This window comes from Nocardia sp. NBC_00403 (assembly GCF_036046055.1).
Taxonomy (GTDB): Bacteria; Actinomycetota; Actinomycetes; order Mycobacteriales; family Mycobacteriaceae; genus Nocardia.
Genome location: NZ_CP107939.1, coordinates 1740729 through 1757032 on the forward strand (window position 1 = coordinate 1740729; position 16304 = coordinate 1757032).

At 66.7% G+C, this 16304-nt stretch carries 16 protein-coding genes and 1 pseudogene; 12 read left to right on the plus strand and 5 right to left on the minus strand.

Annotated elements, in window-relative coordinates; all coding sequences use genetic code 11:
* The first annotated feature begins 37 nt into the window (after nt 1-37).
* Nucleotides 38-478, plus strand: coding sequence for an NUDIX hydrolase (locus OHQ90_RS07575; RefSeq protein ID WP_328408584.1), 441 nt, complete (start codon nt 38-40; stop codon nt 476-478).
* Here the strand turns inward: OHQ90_RS07575 and OHQ90_RS07580 are convergent, their stop codons facing one another.
* Nucleotides 479-880: a MerR family transcriptional regulator gene (locus tag OHQ90_RS07580; RefSeq protein WP_328408586.1), complete on the minus strand. Its 402-nt coding sequence runs from the start codon at nt 878-880 to the stop codon at nt 479-481.
* Between the two features lie 40 nt (nt 881-920).
* On the opposite strand from OHQ90_RS07580, the gene OHQ90_RS07585 reads away from it, so the two are divergent.
* Complete coding sequence (locus tag OHQ90_RS07585) at nt 921-1808, plus strand: NAD(P)H-binding protein (protein WP_328408588.1); 888 nt, start codon at nt 921-923, stop codon at nt 1806-1808.
* 76 nt (nt 1809-1884) lie between these two features.
* Here OHQ90_RS07585 and OHQ90_RS07590 read toward each other — a convergent pair.
* Nucleotides 1885-2004 (minus strand): annotated as a pseudogene (locus tag OHQ90_RS07590) (DUF397 domain-containing protein); the annotation flags it as partial.
* A 128-nt stretch (nt 2005-2132) separates the two neighbouring features.
* A complete protein-coding gene (locus tag OHQ90_RS07595; protein WP_328408590.1) occupies nt 2133-2915 on the minus strand; it encodes a TetR/AcrR family transcriptional regulator in 783 nt (260 codons plus the stop codon).
* Between the two features lie 64 nt (nt 2916-2979).
* Here OHQ90_RS07595 and zapE point away from each other — a divergent pair, with 64 nt between their 5' ends.
* The 6 genes from zapE (at nt 2980) to OHQ90_RS07625 (ending at nt 8943) form a co-directional block, all read left to right on the plus strand.
* Nucleotides 2980-4011, plus strand: a complete 1032-nt coding sequence (gene zapE / locus OHQ90_RS07600) for a cell division protein ZapE (protein ID WP_328408592.1) — start codon at nt 2980-2982, stop codon at nt 4009-4011.
* A gap of 536 nt (nt 4012-4547) precedes the next feature.
* On the plus strand, nt 4548-5492 hold the full coding sequence (locus OHQ90_RS07605; protein WP_328408594.1) for a DUF4129 domain-containing protein: 945 nt from the start codon (nt 4548-4550) through the stop codon (nt 5490-5492).
* On the plus strand, nt 5489-5986 hold the full coding sequence (locus tag OHQ90_RS07610; protein WP_328408596.1) for a hypothetical protein: 498 nt from the start codon (nt 5489-5491) through the stop codon (nt 5984-5986). The genes OHQ90_RS07605 and OHQ90_RS07610 overlap by 4 nt, the downstream gene beginning before the upstream one ends.
* Nucleotides 5987-6254: 268 nt before the next feature.
* The gene (locus OHQ90_RS07615) at nt 6255-7217 is read left to right on the plus strand and encodes an AAA family ATPase (RefSeq protein ID WP_328408597.1); all 963 of its coding nucleotides are present in this window, start codon (nt 6255-6257) and stop codon (nt 7215-7217) included.
* A complete protein-coding gene (locus tag OHQ90_RS07620; protein WP_328408599.1) occupies nt 7214-8488 on the plus strand; it encodes a DUF58 domain-containing protein in 1275 nt (424 codons plus the stop codon). Before OHQ90_RS07615 ends, OHQ90_RS07620 begins: the two co-directional genes overlap by 4 nt.
* Nucleotides 8485-8943 (plus strand): hypothetical protein, encoded by a 459-nt coding sequence (locus tag OHQ90_RS07625; RefSeq protein WP_328408601.1) that lies wholly within the window; start codon nt 8485-8487, stop codon nt 8941-8943. Before OHQ90_RS07620 ends, OHQ90_RS07625 begins: the two co-directional genes overlap by 4 nt.
* Here the strand turns inward: OHQ90_RS07625 and OHQ90_RS07630 are convergent, their stop codons facing one another.
* Both OHQ90_RS07630 and kstD read right to left on the minus strand, forming a co-directional pair.
* Nucleotides 8944-9810: a MaoC/PaaZ C-terminal domain-containing protein gene (locus OHQ90_RS07630; protein ID WP_328408603.1), complete on the minus strand. Its 867-nt coding sequence runs from the start codon at nt 9808-9810 to the stop codon at nt 8944-8946. It lies immediately after the preceding gene.
* Between the two features lie 205 nt (nt 9811-10015).
* Entirely contained in the window at nt 10016-11716 is a 1701-nt protein-coding gene (gene kstD, locus OHQ90_RS07635; protein WP_328408605.1) for a 3-oxosteroid 1-dehydrogenase, read from the minus strand.
* Nucleotides 11717-11830: 114 nt separating this feature from the next.
* On the opposite strand from kstD, the gene OHQ90_RS07640 reads away from it, so the two are divergent.
* Genes OHQ90_RS07640 through dmpG form a run of 4 tightly spaced genes read left to right on the plus strand, consistent with a single transcriptional unit; the run spans nt 11831 to nt 16257 of the window.
* Nucleotides 11831-13501 carry an FAD-binding protein gene (locus tag OHQ90_RS07640; protein ID WP_328408607.1) on the plus strand — a complete coding sequence of 557 codons (1671 nt, stop codon included), beginning with the start codon at nt 11831-11833 and terminating at the stop codon, nt 13499-13501.
* Nucleotide 13502: 1 nt separating this feature from the next.
* On the plus strand, nt 13503-14288 hold the full coding sequence (locus tag OHQ90_RS07645; RefSeq protein WP_328408609.1) for a 2-keto-4-pentenoate hydratase: 786 nt from the start codon (nt 13503-13505) through the stop codon (nt 14286-14288).
* A gap of 10 nt (nt 14289-14298) precedes the next feature.
* Nucleotides 14299-15210 (plus strand): acetaldehyde dehydrogenase (acetylating), encoded by a 912-nt coding sequence (locus OHQ90_RS07650; RefSeq protein WP_328408610.1) that lies wholly within the window; start codon nt 14299-14301, stop codon nt 15208-15210.
* A 12-nt stretch (nt 15211-15222) separates the two neighbouring features.
* A complete protein-coding gene (gene dmpG, locus OHQ90_RS07655; RefSeq protein WP_328408612.1) occupies nt 15223-16257 on the plus strand; it encodes a 4-hydroxy-2-oxovalerate aldolase in 1035 nt (344 codons plus the stop codon).
* Nucleotides 16258-16304: the final 47 nt, after the last annotated feature.

A 16304-nucleotide genomic window follows, 5' to 3' on the forward strand; every position in this document is an offset into this window, starting at 1 on the left:
GCCGCAGGGTAGACCGATCTGCCCTGGGAGGAGTTCGATGACCGACCGGCACCTTGTCGACGCTCATATCCTGGTCATCCGTGACGGTGAGCTGTTGCTCAGCAAGCGACGTAGCGACGACGAGTTCGACGGCCTGTGGCATCTGCCCGCCGGCAAGCTCGAAGCGGGTGAGTCCGTGGCCGTCGCGGCGGCGCGTGAGGCGCACGAGGAGGTCGGCATCGTCATCGACCCTGCGGACCTTCGACTCTTTCACGTCGCCCATGTGATCGGCTCCGGTCGCGAAGCCCGCCTCGGCCTGTTTTTCGAGGTGCTGCGCTGGATCGGCGACCCGGTCAATCGCGAACCGGACAAGTCCTACGAACTGCGCTGGTTCCCACTCGACGCACTGCCCGAGGACACACTTATCCGTTACCCACTCGCCGGAATCCGCGCCTATTTCTCTGGAAGCACCTACAGCGAACGCGGTTGGAATCACTAGCTACTGCGGTTCCCTGCGAGGTTCGGGGTCGCGGACGAATGTCGTGCACTCAGGACAGTCGTCGAGGTACCGATGGCGGCACTCGACCGTGTGTTGGAGGAAGGTGATCGCCTGTTGCCTGCTGGCCACTTCGCCCTCGAGCGCGGCAATCTTCGCTCGCACAACCGCTTGTGCTTGCGACTTCTCAGGAGCCATCGCGGCGGCGACCTCGGGCAATGAGAGCCCGACTCGTCGCAGCTTCAACACGGTTCGTGCTCGCTCCAGGCAGCCATCGTCGTAAATGCGGTAGCCGCTTGCATTTCGACGCACCGTAACCACTCCCGCTTGCTCCCAGTGCCGCAAGACGTGGGCTTCGATGCCGAGCTGCGCGGCGGCATCGCCGATAGTCATGGACTTGGTCATGCTTGCCTTAATGTCGACCTGAACCTCTAGCCTCTCGAGCATGCCAGATAGTCCTCGACACCTTGATGCTCGTCCGAGATCGATCCTTGTCACCGGTGCGACCGGCAACGTCGGCCGTGAGATCGTCGAGCGCCTGCGAAGCCACGACGTGAATGTTCGCAGCCTTGCCCGTCGACACATCGAATCGCGACCAGGGTTCGAGTCGGTGGCGGGTGACCTGACAGATCCTGCCGTCGTCCGCGCGGCGCTCGCCGGCATCGACGCGGTGTTCCTCATCTGGCCACTACTCGACACTGCTCCTGCCGAACCCCTTCTCGCCGAGCTCAGCGCAATTCAGACGCACCTGGTCTATCTATCTTCGACAGCCGTTGACGACCCAGCGGCCCACCAAAGCGACCCGATCGTTCAGGTGCACGCCGACATGGAGGCCCTGCTCCACGGCGCGGGTCTGCATCCCACTGTGTTGCGCAGCGACACGCTGGCCTCCAACACACGTGGCTGGGCCGCACAGCTGCTGGCAGGCGATGTTGTCCGCGGGCCGGACATTGCGCGTACGGCCGTCGTCGACGAGCGCGATGTCGCTGCCGCGGCCGTCGCGGCGTTGCTCGCACGCAATGAGGAACTCGATCGAGACTCGTACCTGTTGACCGGACCTGAACTACTCAGTCGGTCGGATCAGGTCGACCTCCTCGGCGCCGCACTCGGACGGCCTCTGCGATTCGAAGCAGTCCCCTCCGAGCTCGCGCGCGCACGAATGCTCGCAGACGGCCGCAATGAGCAACTGGTCGACGCCTTGCTCGCGGCGTCGACACATCGACCCGATTCCACCCTCGTCACCGATCATGTGGAAAGGCTCACCGGCCAACCTGCCCGCACCTTCGCGCGGTGGTCATTCGACCACGCCGCCGAGTTCACCCGCCGCCGGTAGTCAGGCACGCCAGTCGATTTCAGACGAACGACAGCAGGCCCCGGTCGTCGCCGGGGCCCGCGGTCTGAAGCCGGATTCAGGGCTGGTTGAATTCGCCGTCGTTCACGCCTGCGGTGAACGCATCCCACTCGCTGGGGGTGAAGACCAGCGCGGGACCGTTCGGGTTCTTGGAGTCACGGACGCCGACACGGCCATCACTGAGGCGTGAACCACTGAGCCCTGGACAGGTCGCTCTTCACGGTACAAACTTCTTTGCTACCCACTGAAGCAGGTTCCTGCTCTCTGCAAAAACCCTGAGCGCGAGATCCGAATCGAAGGGTGGCGCTATGTCGAATCTTGCCGACCGCTGCGGAGGTAGCGCGACAGCAGTGCGGTGAGTTGGTCGACGCTCTCCGGTGTTCCCGCTGGTAGCTGACTGCGGGCTCCTGCGAAGCGATCGAACACCGCCCCCTCGATGACGGCGACGAAATCGGCTGCGGCCGTTGCTGGATCCGCGAAATCCAAGGCGTGGAAGAGGTCTCGTGCGCGTTCGACAGAGAACAGGCTGTGCACCAGCCGCGGGTGCAGATCGGGATCGGCCAGGAGATCGATGAGCAGCGCGTGTCGGACGATCAGGTGATTGCGGCGGTCCGCGAGTAGCTGGTCGAGCCAGGTCGCGATGGCGCGGGCGATGTCGCCGGTGTCGATCGGCAGTGTGCCCTGTGCGGTCGGAGTTGGATTGTCCAGCTGGGCCCGGCGCAGTGTCGATTCCGCGCGACCCGCGTGATCGGCTCGCGTCGCGAAACTCTCCTCGGGCTGTTCGTCGAGGTGCTGTGCTGGAGTGGCCGCAGATTCCGTGGCTGCGGATCGGGCGTCGGCGGATTGTGTGGCCACGAGCCGGGGGTCGGCGATCCGGGCGGCGAGGAAGTCTGTGCGGGAGCGGCTGGTGATGCGGTCGGTGATCGCTTCGATGAGTGCGCGTTTAGTGCGGAAGTAATATGAAGCGGATCCGGCGGGCAGGTCGAGCGCGGTGTCGATGGCCCGGTGGGTGAGGGCTCGGATGCCTCGGGTGGCAATCACATCGATGGCGGCGTCGACTATTAGTGCGCGTCGGTCGGTTGTGGACATCGTCACCTTCTCTGGCGGACGCAACTCCTGATCCTCTACAACTGTAGAGGATCAGGAGGATGTTGTGGATACCAGTGCGATCGAATTGAATGCCGACCAGCTGCGGGTTGCCGCTCGACTCGGCGAACTCGTCGATCGGCGCGGCCGCCCGGTCAAGCGTCACCGGGGGATCTACCTGCACGGCAGGCCTGGTCGCGGCAAGACGATGCTGATGGACCGATTCTTCGCGAGTGTCACATCGAATCGCAAGCGCCGCTTCCATTTCCACACCTTCTTCGCCCAGTTGCACACGACCCTTGCCGCTTCCGGGGCCATCGATCGCGCCATCGACACCTTGCTCGGTGACGCCGACCTGGTCTGCTTCGACGAATTCCATGTGCACGACATCGGTGATGCGATGTTGATAGCCCGAACCCTCGACGCACTGTTCGCCCGGCACATCGTGCTGGTGGTGACGTCGAACTACCCGCCGCAGGAGTTGCTGCCCAACCCGCTGTTCCACGACCGCTTCGTGCCGACAATAGACCGCATCGTCGCCCACCTGGATGTCGTCTCGGTCGACGGCCCGCTCGACTACCGCACCCGCGCTTCGCACGCGGGCGGACCGACCGGATTCGTCGCGGGACGATACGTGGTCCGCCCGGCGACGGGCGAGGTCGAAGCAGACCCGTCCCATCCTGGGGTCACCTCCTGCGGGGCGGATGATGTCGAGGTAGCCATCGGCGTTCGGCACGTCCACGCTCGAGCCGTCGACGGTGCATCGATCGTCATCGACTTCTCTGCCCTATGCGGCACGCCGACCTTGTCGGCGGACTATGTCCAACTGGCCCAACGCTTTTCGAACTGGACCCTCTGCGATGTGCCCCGCCTACGCGATGTGCCACCCGACTGGGCGATGCGCCTGGTGAACCTGGTCGACGTGCTCTACGACGCAGACCTTCAGCTCACCGTGTCGGCTCGAGTGCCACTGACGGATCTGGTCGCCGACGTTGCGCTCCCTGATATCTCGCGCACCGCCAGCCGGTTGAGCGAACTCACCCAACCCGACCTGCCCACTATCCAATCGCCACCCAATTTGGCAACAGCGGTGGCGTAACCCCGTCCGACGTACTTCATCGACACCCGTGCCCGCTTCGGGTGGGCGCGGAAAGTGCGGAGCGGTTCGCTACCGGGCACGCGGTCCGCCACTGGGGGCATGGTGTTCCTGCGCTGAGGTGGTCATCGACGGTAGTCGAACGGTGGCTGGTGACCACGACGGTTTCTCCCCTTTCGATGGTGGCTCTCGATACCGGACTGCAGCCGGTTGACCGGGCTGGAACTCGACGCCGCGCTCCTGACGGCGAGAGGCGCTCACCCACATCCTCGCTGTAAGTCGGGGACGGCACCCGACGCGCCCAGCACTGCCCGGGTAAACCCTTGGTAGGCAAACCCCTCGAACAGGTCCACAATATTCGGCTACGGCATTTGTGATGGGGTCCGAACAGGGGCGATAGCGCGTGCTGATCGGGCTGGAGGTGTGGTGGTGCAGTTCGAGACGCGGGAGTCCTAAGTATTCGATTCGCGCTCGCGCGGACCGCTCGGCATGTAACTATGTGGCTGTTTTGTGCAGTACTCAGAGGTGGCGGTAACGAAGTGGCCGGGGCGCGAGCGCCGATATTGCGCGTGATCGTGCTGATCACGCTGGTTGCGTTTGCCGCGATCGCATTGCGTGGACACATCCCGGGCGCGGCGGGGCCCGCGCAGCCCCGATCGAGTCCGTCGGCGCTCGCGGTGGCGTTGACGCCGGTGCTGCTCACCGTCTCGATCGTCATTCTGATCGCCGGAGTAATCGCAAGTCAGCATCGGCTTCCGCTCGCCATGCCGGTGTCGGATCGCGTCGTCGACCACAGGCCGGGACGGCTCGGCAGGTTCGGCTTGCTGGTGCTTGCCGTGCTGGCAGGTCTTTCACTGGTGATCGCGGCGGCGTCCGCGGTCTTCTTCGTCGGCGTCGGCCGTGAAGGTGGCGCCGAGCGGCCGCCGCCCCCCACCGGCTCCGCCGAACCGACCGAACAAGTTGTCAGCACACCCGCCGACCCGTCGGGGCCGGCCTCCCAACTGACCGGCACCGCGCTGCTGTTGGCCACGGTCGCGGCTATCGTGCTGGTCGCCGTCGCCATCATCGGCCTGGTGGTGGTCGCGGTGGCGGTCCGGCACCGACCGGTTCCGGTGGCACCGCCACCTGCCCCGGCCGCGCCGACCGAGGCCGGCTCACTGGCGCGGGCCGCCGAGATGGGCCTTGCCGCGATGAATGCGCCGGGCCAGGACCCACGTACCGCGATCATTGCCTGCTACGTCGCGATGGAGCACGGCCTGTCCTTCGATCGCGCTGCCGCGCCGCTGGCCTCGGACACCCCGATGGAGGTGCTGGCGCGCGCCTTCGAACGCGGTGCGCTGCACGACGCATCCGCACGGGAACTGGTCGCACTGTTCGAGGAGGCCAGATTCAGCCCGCACTCGATGCTCGAATGGCAGCGGATGCGAGCCGAACAGCTGCTGCGCATTGTGCTCGCCGATCTGCAAGGTGAGGTGCGGGTATGAATCGTATGGGAATCGTGCTCGGCGCGGCCGCGGTTGTCGTGCTGATCGAGCTCGTCACCTTCGGCAAGGCGCGCGAAGCCATGCTGATGCTGGCCGGAGTCCCGGTCGCGCTCGCGCTTTTCCAGCTGATCTGGTCGCTGCGCGCCAAGCCTGCACACAGCGACCACAGCGATACCGACAACATCGAGAACGGCCCTGCGGAGATGCTGTACCACTGGCACGCCAGGGCGGAGATGCTTGCCGACCGGGCCGACGGGACCCGTGCCGAATGGGATCGGCACTTGCGGCCGCTGCTGGCCAAGGAGTTCGAGTTGTCCACCGGTCTGCGGGTCGCGAAGAACCGCAGGGCGACAGAGGCCGCCGGAATACTGCAGTTCGGCCCGGAACTGTGGCGCTGGGTGGATCCGGCCAACTCGGCCTTGCGCGATCAGACGACTCGCGCACCTGGGCGGGCGGCGCTGGATGAGATCCTGCGTCGGCTACAGGGGATGTAATGCGTGGCATGAGGGATCAGGCCCGGAGGAGGCAGCGTGTGTAACCAGGTGGGGCCCCGATCATGCCCATCGAACTCTGGCATGAGAGGTCAGGCCCGGAGGAGGCAGCGTGTGTAACCACGTAGGGCCCCGATCATGCCCATCGAACTCTGGCATGAGAGGTCAGGCCCGGAGGAGGCAGCGTGTGTAACCACGTAGGGCCCCGATCATGCTCAATTGATTGCCGTCTACAGAGGATGAATGGGTTGAGGCAAGTGCGGGAAGTCAAATGACGATGCCGATGGACGCGACGGTCCAGCGCAGCGAGGCGGTGCTTCGGGAGTTGTCCCGGGTCATCGTCGGCAAGCGGGACGAGTTGCAGCTGATCATGATCGCCGTCTTGTCCGGTGGTCATGTCCTGATCGAGGACCTACCCGGTCTCGGCAAAACGCTCATCGCCAGATCTTTCGCCGCCGCGTTCGGGCTGGAATTCACCCGCGTGCAGTTCACGCCGGACCTGTTGCCCGCGGATCTGCTCGGGTCGACCATCTACGACATGACCTCGGGCCGGTTCACTTTCCGGCGTGGGCCGGTGTTCACCAATCTGCTGCTCGCCGACGAGATCAACCGGACGCCGCCGAAGACACAGGCGGCGCTGCTGGAGGCGATGGCCGAGGGCCAGGTCAGCATGGATGGCGAAACCTATTTGCTGCCACAGCCTTTTGTTGTGCTCGCGACCGACAATCCGATCGAGTACGAGGGCACCTACCCGCTGCCGGAAGCGCAGCTGGACCGGTTCGCGATCCAGCTGCGGCTCGGTTATCTCTCCGAGCACGACGAGACGCAGATGATCCGCCGCCGTCTGGAGCGTGGCTCGACACCGCCGACGGTGGGGCAGGTGGTGGACGCGAACGGGCTGCTGGAAATGCGGCAGTCGGTGGAGTTCGTCACGGTGCACCCCGATGTGGTCGGCTACGTCGTCGCGCTCGCGACCGCCACCCGCGGGCATCCGCAGGTGGAGGTGGGTGCAAGCCCGCGCGCCGAACTCGACCTGGTGCAGATGTCGCGGGCACGAGCCTTGCTGCTCGGCAGGGACTACGTGATTCCGGAGGATGTGAAAGCGCTGGCGATTCCCGCGATGGCACACCGGATCACGCTGCGCCCGGAGATGTGGGTGCGCCGGATCCGCGGCGAGGACGTCATCGGCGAGCTGTTGCGCCGCCTTCCGGTTCCGCGCGCTTCGGTGACATGAGACATCGCGACGCGAGCGCGACCGTCGAGGTCGAATTACAGTGGCGGCCTGCGCCATTGGTGTTCATGCTCGCGGTGTGCGCGGCCTCGGCGCTGCTGCTCGCGGTGGTATCGGGCCGCTGGCAGCTCGTGGTGTTCGCCGCGCCGCTGCTCGGTGTGCTCGCCACCGCATCGTGGCAGCAGTCGCCGACCAGGATTCAGGTCGACGGCGGTGGGACGCTGCGGTGTTTCGAGACGGAGGAGGTCGTGCTGACGGTCGCGGCCTACGTCGAGACCGGGCACGCATTGCTGCGCTGCAAGCCGGAACCGGTGGAAAGGCTCGGGATCGAGGTCGAGGAGGCGAATGATTCCGGGACGGCTCCCGCCGGGCTGCGGATGGCGCTGACGGCCGACCGTTGGGGGCGGTATCCGCTGTCGGTACGGATTTCCGCGCTCAGCCCGGCGGGACTGTCGGTGGCCTCCGCGGTGGTGCCCGCCGGTCAGCTGTTCGTCTATCCGATCACCGATCCGCAGCGCATGCGGCTGCCGCGCACCGAGCTGCCCGAACGGCTCGGCACCCACCTGACTCGCAAATTCGGTCCCGGCGTCGAGTACGCCGATATCCGCGCCTACGCCCCCGGCGACCAGTTGCGGATCGTGAACTGGCCGGTGAGTGCGCGCCGCGGCAGGCTCTACGTCACCGAGCGGCTGACCAACCGTTCCGCGGATGTGGTTGTCCTCGTGGACACTTCGCAGCAGGCGCCGGGGCCTGCCACCGAGTCCTTGGAGCTGTCGGTGCGCGGCGCGGCGCAAGTGGTGCAGTCGACATTGCAGGCCGGTGACCGCACGGCGGTTGTCTGCCTCGGCCAGTCACCGCGCTGGCTGCGGCCCGATATCGGCCGCCGCCAGTTCTATCGGATCGTCGACACTGTGCTCGATGTCGGCGACGAGCACATCCCGACGACCGGCACGCTCGCTCCGCACGGGGCAGTGCCGATCGGCGCGATCGTCGTCGCCTTCTCCACCCTGCTCGACACCCAGTTCGCGCTGGCACTGATCGATCTGCGCAAGCGCGGGCACGTCGTGGTCGTCGTGGATGTCCTGCGCGGCACGCCCTTCCATGATGATCTCGATCCGACGCTGGCCAGAATGTGGCAGCTGGAGCGCACATCGATGTACCGGGACATGGGCACCGTCGGCGTCGACATCGTGGCGTGGCCGGATGGTGTGCGCCTCGATGAGGTCATGCGGCTGATCCCGGAGCACCGACGCACGGTTCGGGTGCGCCGATGATCCGTTTCCTCGCCGTCCTGTCCGGTGCGCTGCTGGTGACATCGGTGACCCTCATGACGCCATGGGCAGGCATCCCCGCGTTGATACTGGTCGCGGCGGGCTGGTGGTTCCGGCTCGCGGCCGTCGCAGCGGTGCTGCTGGCGATCGGCGTGCTCGCCGCCGCCGACACCGGTGTGCTCGCCGCCGCGGCGACGGGATTGGTCGCCACCACCTACCTGCTGAACACCGCGACGGTGTCGGCGCCGATCGGTGTGGTCCCGACGACGGTTCCCTCGGTGGTCGGCGCCGTCGGATTCACCGCCGCGGCCGTCGGTGCGGCGCTGCTGCCGCTGCGCCTGGCCTGGGCTCCGATAGCGGCGCCGATCGCGGTGATCGTGTTGTACGCCCTGATAGTTCAGGGTCTCGCCGCTCGTCGCGGCCGCACCGGAGACGAATCCGCCACGGCCGCGGACTGATCAGGCGGGCAGGAAACGCAGCGTGACGTCGCCGAGCACGGGGGCGTCGTCGCGTTCGACCACGGTGGCCGCGATGGTCAGCTCGTTGCCTTCGCGCCAGATCCGGGTGCGCAGGGTTTCACCCGGGTAGAGCACCCCGGCGAAGCGCGCACGGAATCCGGTGACCCGGCTCGCATCCGAGTCGAGCACGGTGTCGGTGGCGGTCTTGCAGACAATCCCGTAGGTGCACAGTCCGTGCAGGATCGGGTCGGGGAAGCCTGCGGCGCGGGCGAATGCGGGGTCCGAATGCAGTGGGTTGCGGTCGCCGCACATCCGGTACAGCAGCGCCTGCTGCGGCAGCGTCGGTGTGATGACATCGAAATCCGGTGTGCGATCGGGCAGCACCGACTTGGTGCTCGGGCCGCGTTCGCCGCCGAAACCACCCTCGCCTTTGGCGAAGATGGACGAGCGCGCGGTCCACAGCGGCTCGCCGTCGGAACCGGTGACCGTCTGCTCCTGCACGACGACGGCGGCGGAACCTTTGTCCCAGAGTTCGGTGATCCGACCGGTGCTGGTCGCCTTGCCCGCGGCCGGGATCGGGCGGTGTACCTCGACCTCCTGATGCCCGTGCACCACCTTGGCCAGATCGATATCGATGCCGGGGAACCGCACCGTGGGCGGCTCGGTGTCGTGCAGCGTCGCGGCGACGGTCGCGAAGGTCGGCAGCACCTGCGGGCCGCGGTCATCGAGATAACGCAGCTCGGCGGGGTCGGTCCAGCGGGTGCCCGCACCCAGCCCGAGCTGATAGAGCTGCACGTCGGACGGCGTCCACGCGAACTCCCGGCTCGGGAGCTGCGCGCCGAGCGCGATTTGCGGGTCGATGGGCATCGAGTTCTCCTTGTGAGTGCTTGTGGACAGCTTCCGCAGTCCGGTGCAGGCGGCCATCGGTCGGACGCGTCCTTGCCGGGTCGATCCGAGGCGACCTCCGGTCCGTCCCTCGCGGTGACGGTGGCCTCGGATCGATCCTGCGGCGTCCGTATCGGACCGGGCAAGGGGGCCGTCCGGTCGGTGAGACGGACGCCGCGTCGATCGGTTACGCCTCGGCGGCGGCCTTGTTCGACAGCTGCTTCTTCCGCTCGGCGATATCCAGCACCGCCAGGTAGCCGAAGGCGATGGCGGGTCCGATGGTGGCGCCGGGGCCCGCGTAGGTGTGGCCCATCACCGGAGCACTGGAGTTGCCGGAGGCGTAGAGGCCCTCGATCACGGTCTGGTCCTCGCGCAGCACGCGGCCTGCGGTATCGGTGACCAGCCCGCCCTTGGTGCCGAGGTCGCCGGGCACGATTTTGGCCGCGTAGTAGGGGCCCTGCACCAGCCCGGCCAGGCACGGGTTCGGCTTCACGGTCGGATCGCCGTAGTACCGGTCGTAGTGGCTGTCGCCGCGGCCGAAGTCCTCGTCCTTGCCGAGCTCGGCGAAGGTGTTGAACCGGGCGACGGTTGCGGCGAGGGTGTCGGCGGGCACGCCGATTTTCGCCGCCAGCTCCTCGAGTGTGTCCGCCTTGACGATGTTGTCGTTTTCCATCCAGCGGGACGGAAACCGCAGACCAGGCTGCAATCCGGCGAAGATGTAGCGGTTCCGGTAGCGCTGGTCGAACACCAGCCACGAGGGAATGTTCTCGCCGGGACCTTCACCTTGCCCGTATTCGCCGCCGTACATGGTGTGCACAGCCTCGACGTAAGGAGCGGACTCATTACCGAATCGCTTGCCGTCGGCGTTGACCATGATGGTGCCGGGCAGATTGCGCTCGGCCAATGCGAACCACGGCCTGTCGCCCTTGAACACGGTCGGCCCCCACCAGGCGTCCTCCATGAAGCCGACGGCGCCGCCTGCCTCCATGCCCGCGATGATGCCGTCGCCGGTGTTGGCGGCCGCACCGGTGGTCCACTCGGTGGTGATCGGCTGCCGCTGGTATTTCGTTCGCATCTCGGCGTTGTGCTCGAAACCGCCGCTGCCCAGCACAACGCCGTAGCGCGCGGTGAAGGTGACGGGCTCGCCGTCCTGCAGCGCCTCGACGCCGGTGACCACCCCGTTGTCCACGATGAGCTTGGTCAGCGGAGTGTTCAGCAGCAGCGGCACCTTCGCGTCCATGACGCCCTTGCGCATGGCCGCGATGATGGCCTGACCCATCACCATCAGGTGCTTGCGGGTGAACTTGGCCCAGTAGGTGCGCGCGCCGACCCGCAGGGCCCGCATCATGCCCTTCGGATGGCGACGGATCAGGTTCAGGCGTACGAAGTCGGCCTGCGTGACCGCCACGTTCAGCGGCGCCTTGGCGTACGGCGGCTCCAGCTTGAACCTTTCCTCGCCGAGGATCATGGCGTTGAACGGCTTCGGCTCGCACGAGCGCCCCTCGCCCTTGCCGCCGGGGGCCTCCGGGTAGTAGTCGGAGTAGCCGGGCACCCACTTCATCTGCAGCGGGGTGTGATCGAGCACGAAGTCGAACGCTTCCGCGCCGCGGTCGATGTAGGTATCGATCCTTTCCTTCGGCACCACCTCGCCGATGATGCTGTGCAGGTAGGTGCGCGCGACCTCGCGGTCGTCGGGCCGCCCGGACGCCAGCAGCGCCTTGTTGCCGGGGATCCACACGCCACCACCGGAGCGGGCGGTCGATCCGCCGTAGTGCGCGGCCTTCTCGATGATCACCGCGCTGAGCCCATGGTGTGCCGCGGCGAGGGCGGCGGTCATGCCGGCAGCGCCGCTCCCGACCACCACCACGTCGTATTCCCGATCTGTCATGTAGAACACGTTATAGAATGGGGCGGCCGTTGGTCTATGTTGTGTGGCAGAAGACTTGCTCGGCGTTCCATTAGTCGGGAAAACTTGTTTCAGTTTCAGACCGGAGTGGAGTACATGGGCCTCGAATGGGACCTGGCCGCCGACGTAGTCGTGGTCGGATACGGCGCCGCGGGTGCGGCGGCCGCGCTGGAAGCGACGGATGCGGGTGCGCAGGTACTGGTACTGGAGCGGTTCGCCGGTGGCGGTGCATCGGCGTTGTCCGGCGGCATCATCTACGCGGGCGGCGGCACATCGGTGCAGCAAGAAGCGGGTGTGCGTGATACGCCGGAGCAGATGCTCGCCTATCTCGAGCGTGAAGTCGGCACCGCTGTCACACCCGAGACGCTGCGTCGCTTCGTGGCCGAGAGCCCCGCGATGATCGAGTGGCTGAAGGGCCACGGCGTGCCGTTCGAGGCGTCGCTGTGTCCGTACAAGACCTCGTATCCGAACGACAGCTACTACCTCTACTACTCGGGCAGTGAGGTTTCCGGCTACGGCCGCGAGGTCGCGACGCCCGCGCAGCGCGGTCATCGGGTCAAGGGCAAGGGCACTTCCGGCAAGAAGCTGACCGGCCCGCTGGCCGCATCGGCCTCCCGGCGTGGTGTGCGGGTGGAAACCCTCACGCAGGCAACCCGTTTGATCGTCGATGACGACGGCACCGTGATCGGCGTCGAATGCCGGACGCTGCGCGATGCCCCCGGCCGGATCAGGGATCGCTACACCCGGATGGCGAAAATCGCCGCCAAGCCGGGCATTTACTATCCACCGCTGCGCAAAGCCATGGAACGACAGCTGGCGAAGATGGATCGGCGCTACCGCACCACTATTCGGATCCAGGCCAGGCGCGGCGTGGTGCTCAGCGCGGGCGGGTTCATCGCCAATCGCGCGATGCTGCAGGAGCACGGGCCGCGGTACCGCGGTGGCCTCGCCCTCGGCACCACCGGCGACGACGGCAGTGGAATCCTGATGGCGCAGCAGGTCGGCGCGGCGACCGATCGGATGGGCAATATCTCGGCCTGGCGATTCATCTTGCCGCCCAGCGCTTTTACCGGTGCGGTGCTGGTCGACGCGGACGGCAGGCGGGTGATCGACGAAACCAGGTACGGCGCGGCAGTCGGGCACGCGCTGATCACCGAGCACGACGGCAAAGGCTGGCTGCTCGCCGATGACGACCTCATGCGCACCGCCATCTCGCAGATCGGCGGCCAATCCGCCTGGTTCCAGCGCGGACAGTTCGAGGCGATGCGGCGGACCGCGGTGCGCGGCGTGACCCTGGACGCGGTGGCGGCGAAGGCCGGTGTCGACGCGGACGGCTTGCGTGCCACCGTGGCCGCCCACAATGCCGCCATCGAGAACGGCACCCCCGACCCGGTCGGCAAGCCCGCCGAATTCACCAAAACGGTAGGGGCAGGGCCGTTCTGGATGTTGGATGTGGGTATCAAGCCGAGTGTCATCAACCCGTGTCCGATGCTCACCCTCGGCGGCGTTGTCGTCGACGAAGGCACCGGAGCAGTGAAATCGGCTGCCGGAATCGATATTCCCGGCCTGTACGCGGCGGGACGGACAGCGGTCGGGATCTGCTCGGACTCCTATGTCAGCGGATTGTCTCTTGCCGACTGCATCTACTCCGGCCGTCGCGCGGGAAAGTCCGCGGCAGGCAGCGAAACCAGCTCGCGGGCGGCCGCGTCCGAAGGGGTCCTTGCACGGGCCGCGATGCCCGAGCCGACAACAGTGGAAGGAAACTAGCGTGCTGTCCGACTCGGTACGAACCGAATTGGCCGATGAACTCGAAGTCGCCGAGCGCGACCGGGTGGCCATCGACCCCCTCGTCGCCAGGCATCCCGATATCGATGTCGTCGACGCCTATGAGATCCAGCTGATCAATATTCGGCGCAAGCTCGACAACGGGGCCACGGTGGTCGGCCACAAGGTCGGGCTCTCATCGCTCGCGATGCAGCAGATGATGGGCGTCGACGAACCCGACTACGGTCATCTCCTCGCGGACATGGAGGTCTTCGAGGACGTTCCGGTCGAAGCGTCGCGCTACCTGTTCCCGCGAGTGGAGGTCGAGGTCGGCTTCGTGCTCGGCGCCGACCTGCCCGGCGAAGACTGCACCGAGGCCGATGTGCTCGCCGCGACGGTCGCCTACGCGCCGTCCATCGAACTGATCGATTCCAGGATCAAGGACTGGAAGATCGGGCTCGCCGACACCATCTCCGACAATGCGTCTTCCGCGGGCTTCGTGCTCGGCGCGGCACGGGTCGCGCCGAAAGAGCTGGATATCAAGGCCATCGACGCCGTGCTCACCCGCAACGGTGAGGTGGTCGCGGAGGGCCGCAGCGACGCGGTGCTCGGTGATCCGGTCATCGCGGTGGCGTGGCTGGCCCGCAAGGTCGCCGGTTTCGGCGTGCGTTTGAAGGCCGGCGACATCGTGTTGCCCGGTTCCTGTACCCGTGCCATCGACGCCCGCCCTGGCGATGCGTTCCACGCCGAGTTCGCCGGACTCGGTTCTGTTCGTTTGCAATTCAAGTAGGAGGCCTGCCGTGTCCGAAACGGGGACCGTCACCGCCGCGATCGTCGGATCCGGCAATATCAGCACCGATCTGCTGTACAAACTACTGCGCTCCACCACGGTGGAACCGCGCTGGATGATCGGCATCGACCCGGAGAGCGAGGGTCTGAAGCGGGCTCGCGGGCTGGGGCTGGAGACCTCGCACGAGGGCGTCGACTGGCTGCTCGGCCAGTCCGAGCTGCCGGACCTCGTCTTCGAGGCGACCTCGGCGTACGTGCACCGCGCCGCCGCGCCGCGGTACGCCGAAGCCGGCATCCGCGCGGTCGATCTCACGCCCGCCGCCGTCGGACCCGCCGTGGTGCCGCCGGTGAACCTCGGCGCGAATGTCGATGCGCCGAACGTCAATATGATCACCTGCGGTGGCCAGGCCACCATCCCGATCGTTGCGGCCGTGTCGCGCGTGGTGCCGGTCGCCTACGCCGAGATCGTCGCCTCGGTGTCGTCGGTTTCCGCCGGACCGGGCACGCGCGCCAATATCGACGAATTCACCAAGACCACCTCGCGTGGCGTGGAGACCATCGGTGGCGCCGAGCGCGGCAAGGCGATCATCATCCTGAACCCGGCCGAGCCGCCGATGATCATGCGCGACACCATTTTCTGCGCGATCCCGGAAGACGCCGATACCGAAGCCATCGCCGAATCCATCCACCGGATGGTCGCCGATATCCAGCAGTATGTGCCGGGCTACCGGCTGCTCAACGAGCCGCAGTTCGATCCGCCGTCGGTGATTTCCGGTGGTATGGCGAAGGTTTCGGTGTTCGTCGAGGTCGAGGGTGCGGGCGACTTCCTGCCACCGTACGCGGGCAATCTCGACATCATGACCGCCGCGGCCACGCAGGTCGGCGAGGTCATGGCCAAGCAGATCCTCTCGGCCCGGGTGTAAGGAGCTCCAACCATGACATATTCCGCAGAACTCGACATCCGCGTCACCGACACCTCGCTGCGCGACGGCTCGCATCACAAGCGCCATCAGTTCACCGGCGAGGATGTCCGCAATATTGTCGCGGCCCTCGACGGTGCAGGCGTTCCGGTCATCGAGGTGACCCACGGCGACGGCCTCGGTGGCTCCTCGTTCAACTACGGCTTCTCGAAAACCCCTGAGCAGGAACTGGTCAAGATCGCCGCCGAGACGGCGAAGCAGGCCAAGATCGCCGTGCTGATGCTGCCCGGTGTCGGCGTCAAGGAAGACATCAAGGTCTCCCAGGACAACGGCGCCTCGATCTGCCGCATCGCCACCCACTGCACCGAGGCCGACGTCTCGATCCAGCACTTCGGCCTCGCGCGCGAACTCGGCCTGGAAACCGTCGGCTTCCTGATGATGTCGCACACCCAGCCGCCGGAGGCGCTCGCCAAGCAGGCCCGCATCATGGCCGACGCGGGCTGCCAGTGCGTGTACGTGGTGGATTCGGCAGGAGCCCTTGTCCTGGAACAGGTTTCCGATCGCGTGGCGGCCCTCGTCGCGGAACTGGGCGATGACGCCCAGGTGGGTTTCCACGGCCACGAGAACCTGGACCTCGCGGTCGCCAACTCGGTCTACGCGGTCCGTGCGGGCGCCAAGCAGATCGACGGCAGCGCCCGCCGTTTCGGCGCGGGCGCGGGCAACACGCCCGTCGAAGCCTTCATCGGCGTCTGCGACAAGCTCGGCATCGAGACCGGCATCGACTTCTTCGCCATCGCCGACGCCGCCGAAGACGTCGTCCGCCCCGTCATGCCTCAGGAATGCCTTCTGGATCGCCAAGCCCTCATGATGGGCTACGCGGGCGTCTACTCCAGCTTCCTCAAGCACGCCGAACGCCAAGCCGAACGCTACGGCGTCTCGGCCGCCGAAATGCTGGTCCGCGCAGGCAAACGCAAACTGGTCGGCGGCCAGGAAGACCAGCTCATCGATATCGCCCTGGAACTCCAGCGCGAAGCGACCGTCTCAGCCTGACCCCGTCTCGGCGCCACCAGGGCCGCGCCCGGCCACCAGCCGGCCGC

Coding starts and splice junctions, on each gene's coding strand:
- kstD (WP_328408605.1), bottom strand. CDS start 11,716: ATGACAGATCGGGAATACGACGTGGTGGTGGTCGGGAGCGGCGCTGCC.
- OHQ90_RS07580 (WP_328408586.1), bottom strand. CDS start 880: ATGACCAAGTCCATGACTATCGGCGATGCCGCCGCGCAGCTCGGCATC.
- OHQ90_RS07610 (WP_328408596.1), top strand. CDS start 5,489: ATGAATCGTATGGGAATCGTGCTCGGCGCGGCCGCGGTTGTCGTGCTG.
- dmpG (WP_328408612.1), top strand. CDS start 15,223: ATGACATATTCCGCAGAACTCGACATCCGCGTCACCGACACCTCGCTG.
- OHQ90_RS07640 (WP_328408607.1), top strand. CDS start 11,831: ATGGGCCTCGAATGGGACCTGGCCGCCGACGTAGTCGTGGTCGGATAC.
- OHQ90_RS07575 (WP_328408584.1), top strand. CDS start 38: ATGACCGACCGGCACCTTGTCGACGCTCATATCCTGGTCATCCGTGAC.
- OHQ90_RS07615 (WP_328408597.1), top strand. CDS start 6,255: ATGACGATGCCGATGGACGCGACGGTCCAGCGCAGCGAGGCGGTGCTT.
- OHQ90_RS07585 (WP_328408588.1), top strand. CDS start 921: ATGCCAGATAGTCCTCGACACCTTGATGCTCGTCCGAGATCGATCCTT.
- OHQ90_RS07620 (WP_328408599.1), top strand. CDS start 7,214: ATGAGACATCGCGACGCGAGCGCGACCGTCGAGGTCGAATTACAGTGG.
- OHQ90_RS07630 (WP_328408603.1), bottom strand. CDS start 9,810: ATGCCCATCGACCCGCAAATCGCGCTCGGCGCGCAGCTCCCGAGCCGG.
- OHQ90_RS07625 (WP_328408601.1), top strand. CDS start 8,485: ATGATCCGTTTCCTCGCCGTCCTGTCCGGTGCGCTGCTGGTGACATCG.
- OHQ90_RS07595 (WP_328408590.1), bottom strand. CDS start 2,915: ATGTCCACAACCGACCGACGCGCACTAATAGTCGACGCCGCCATCGAT.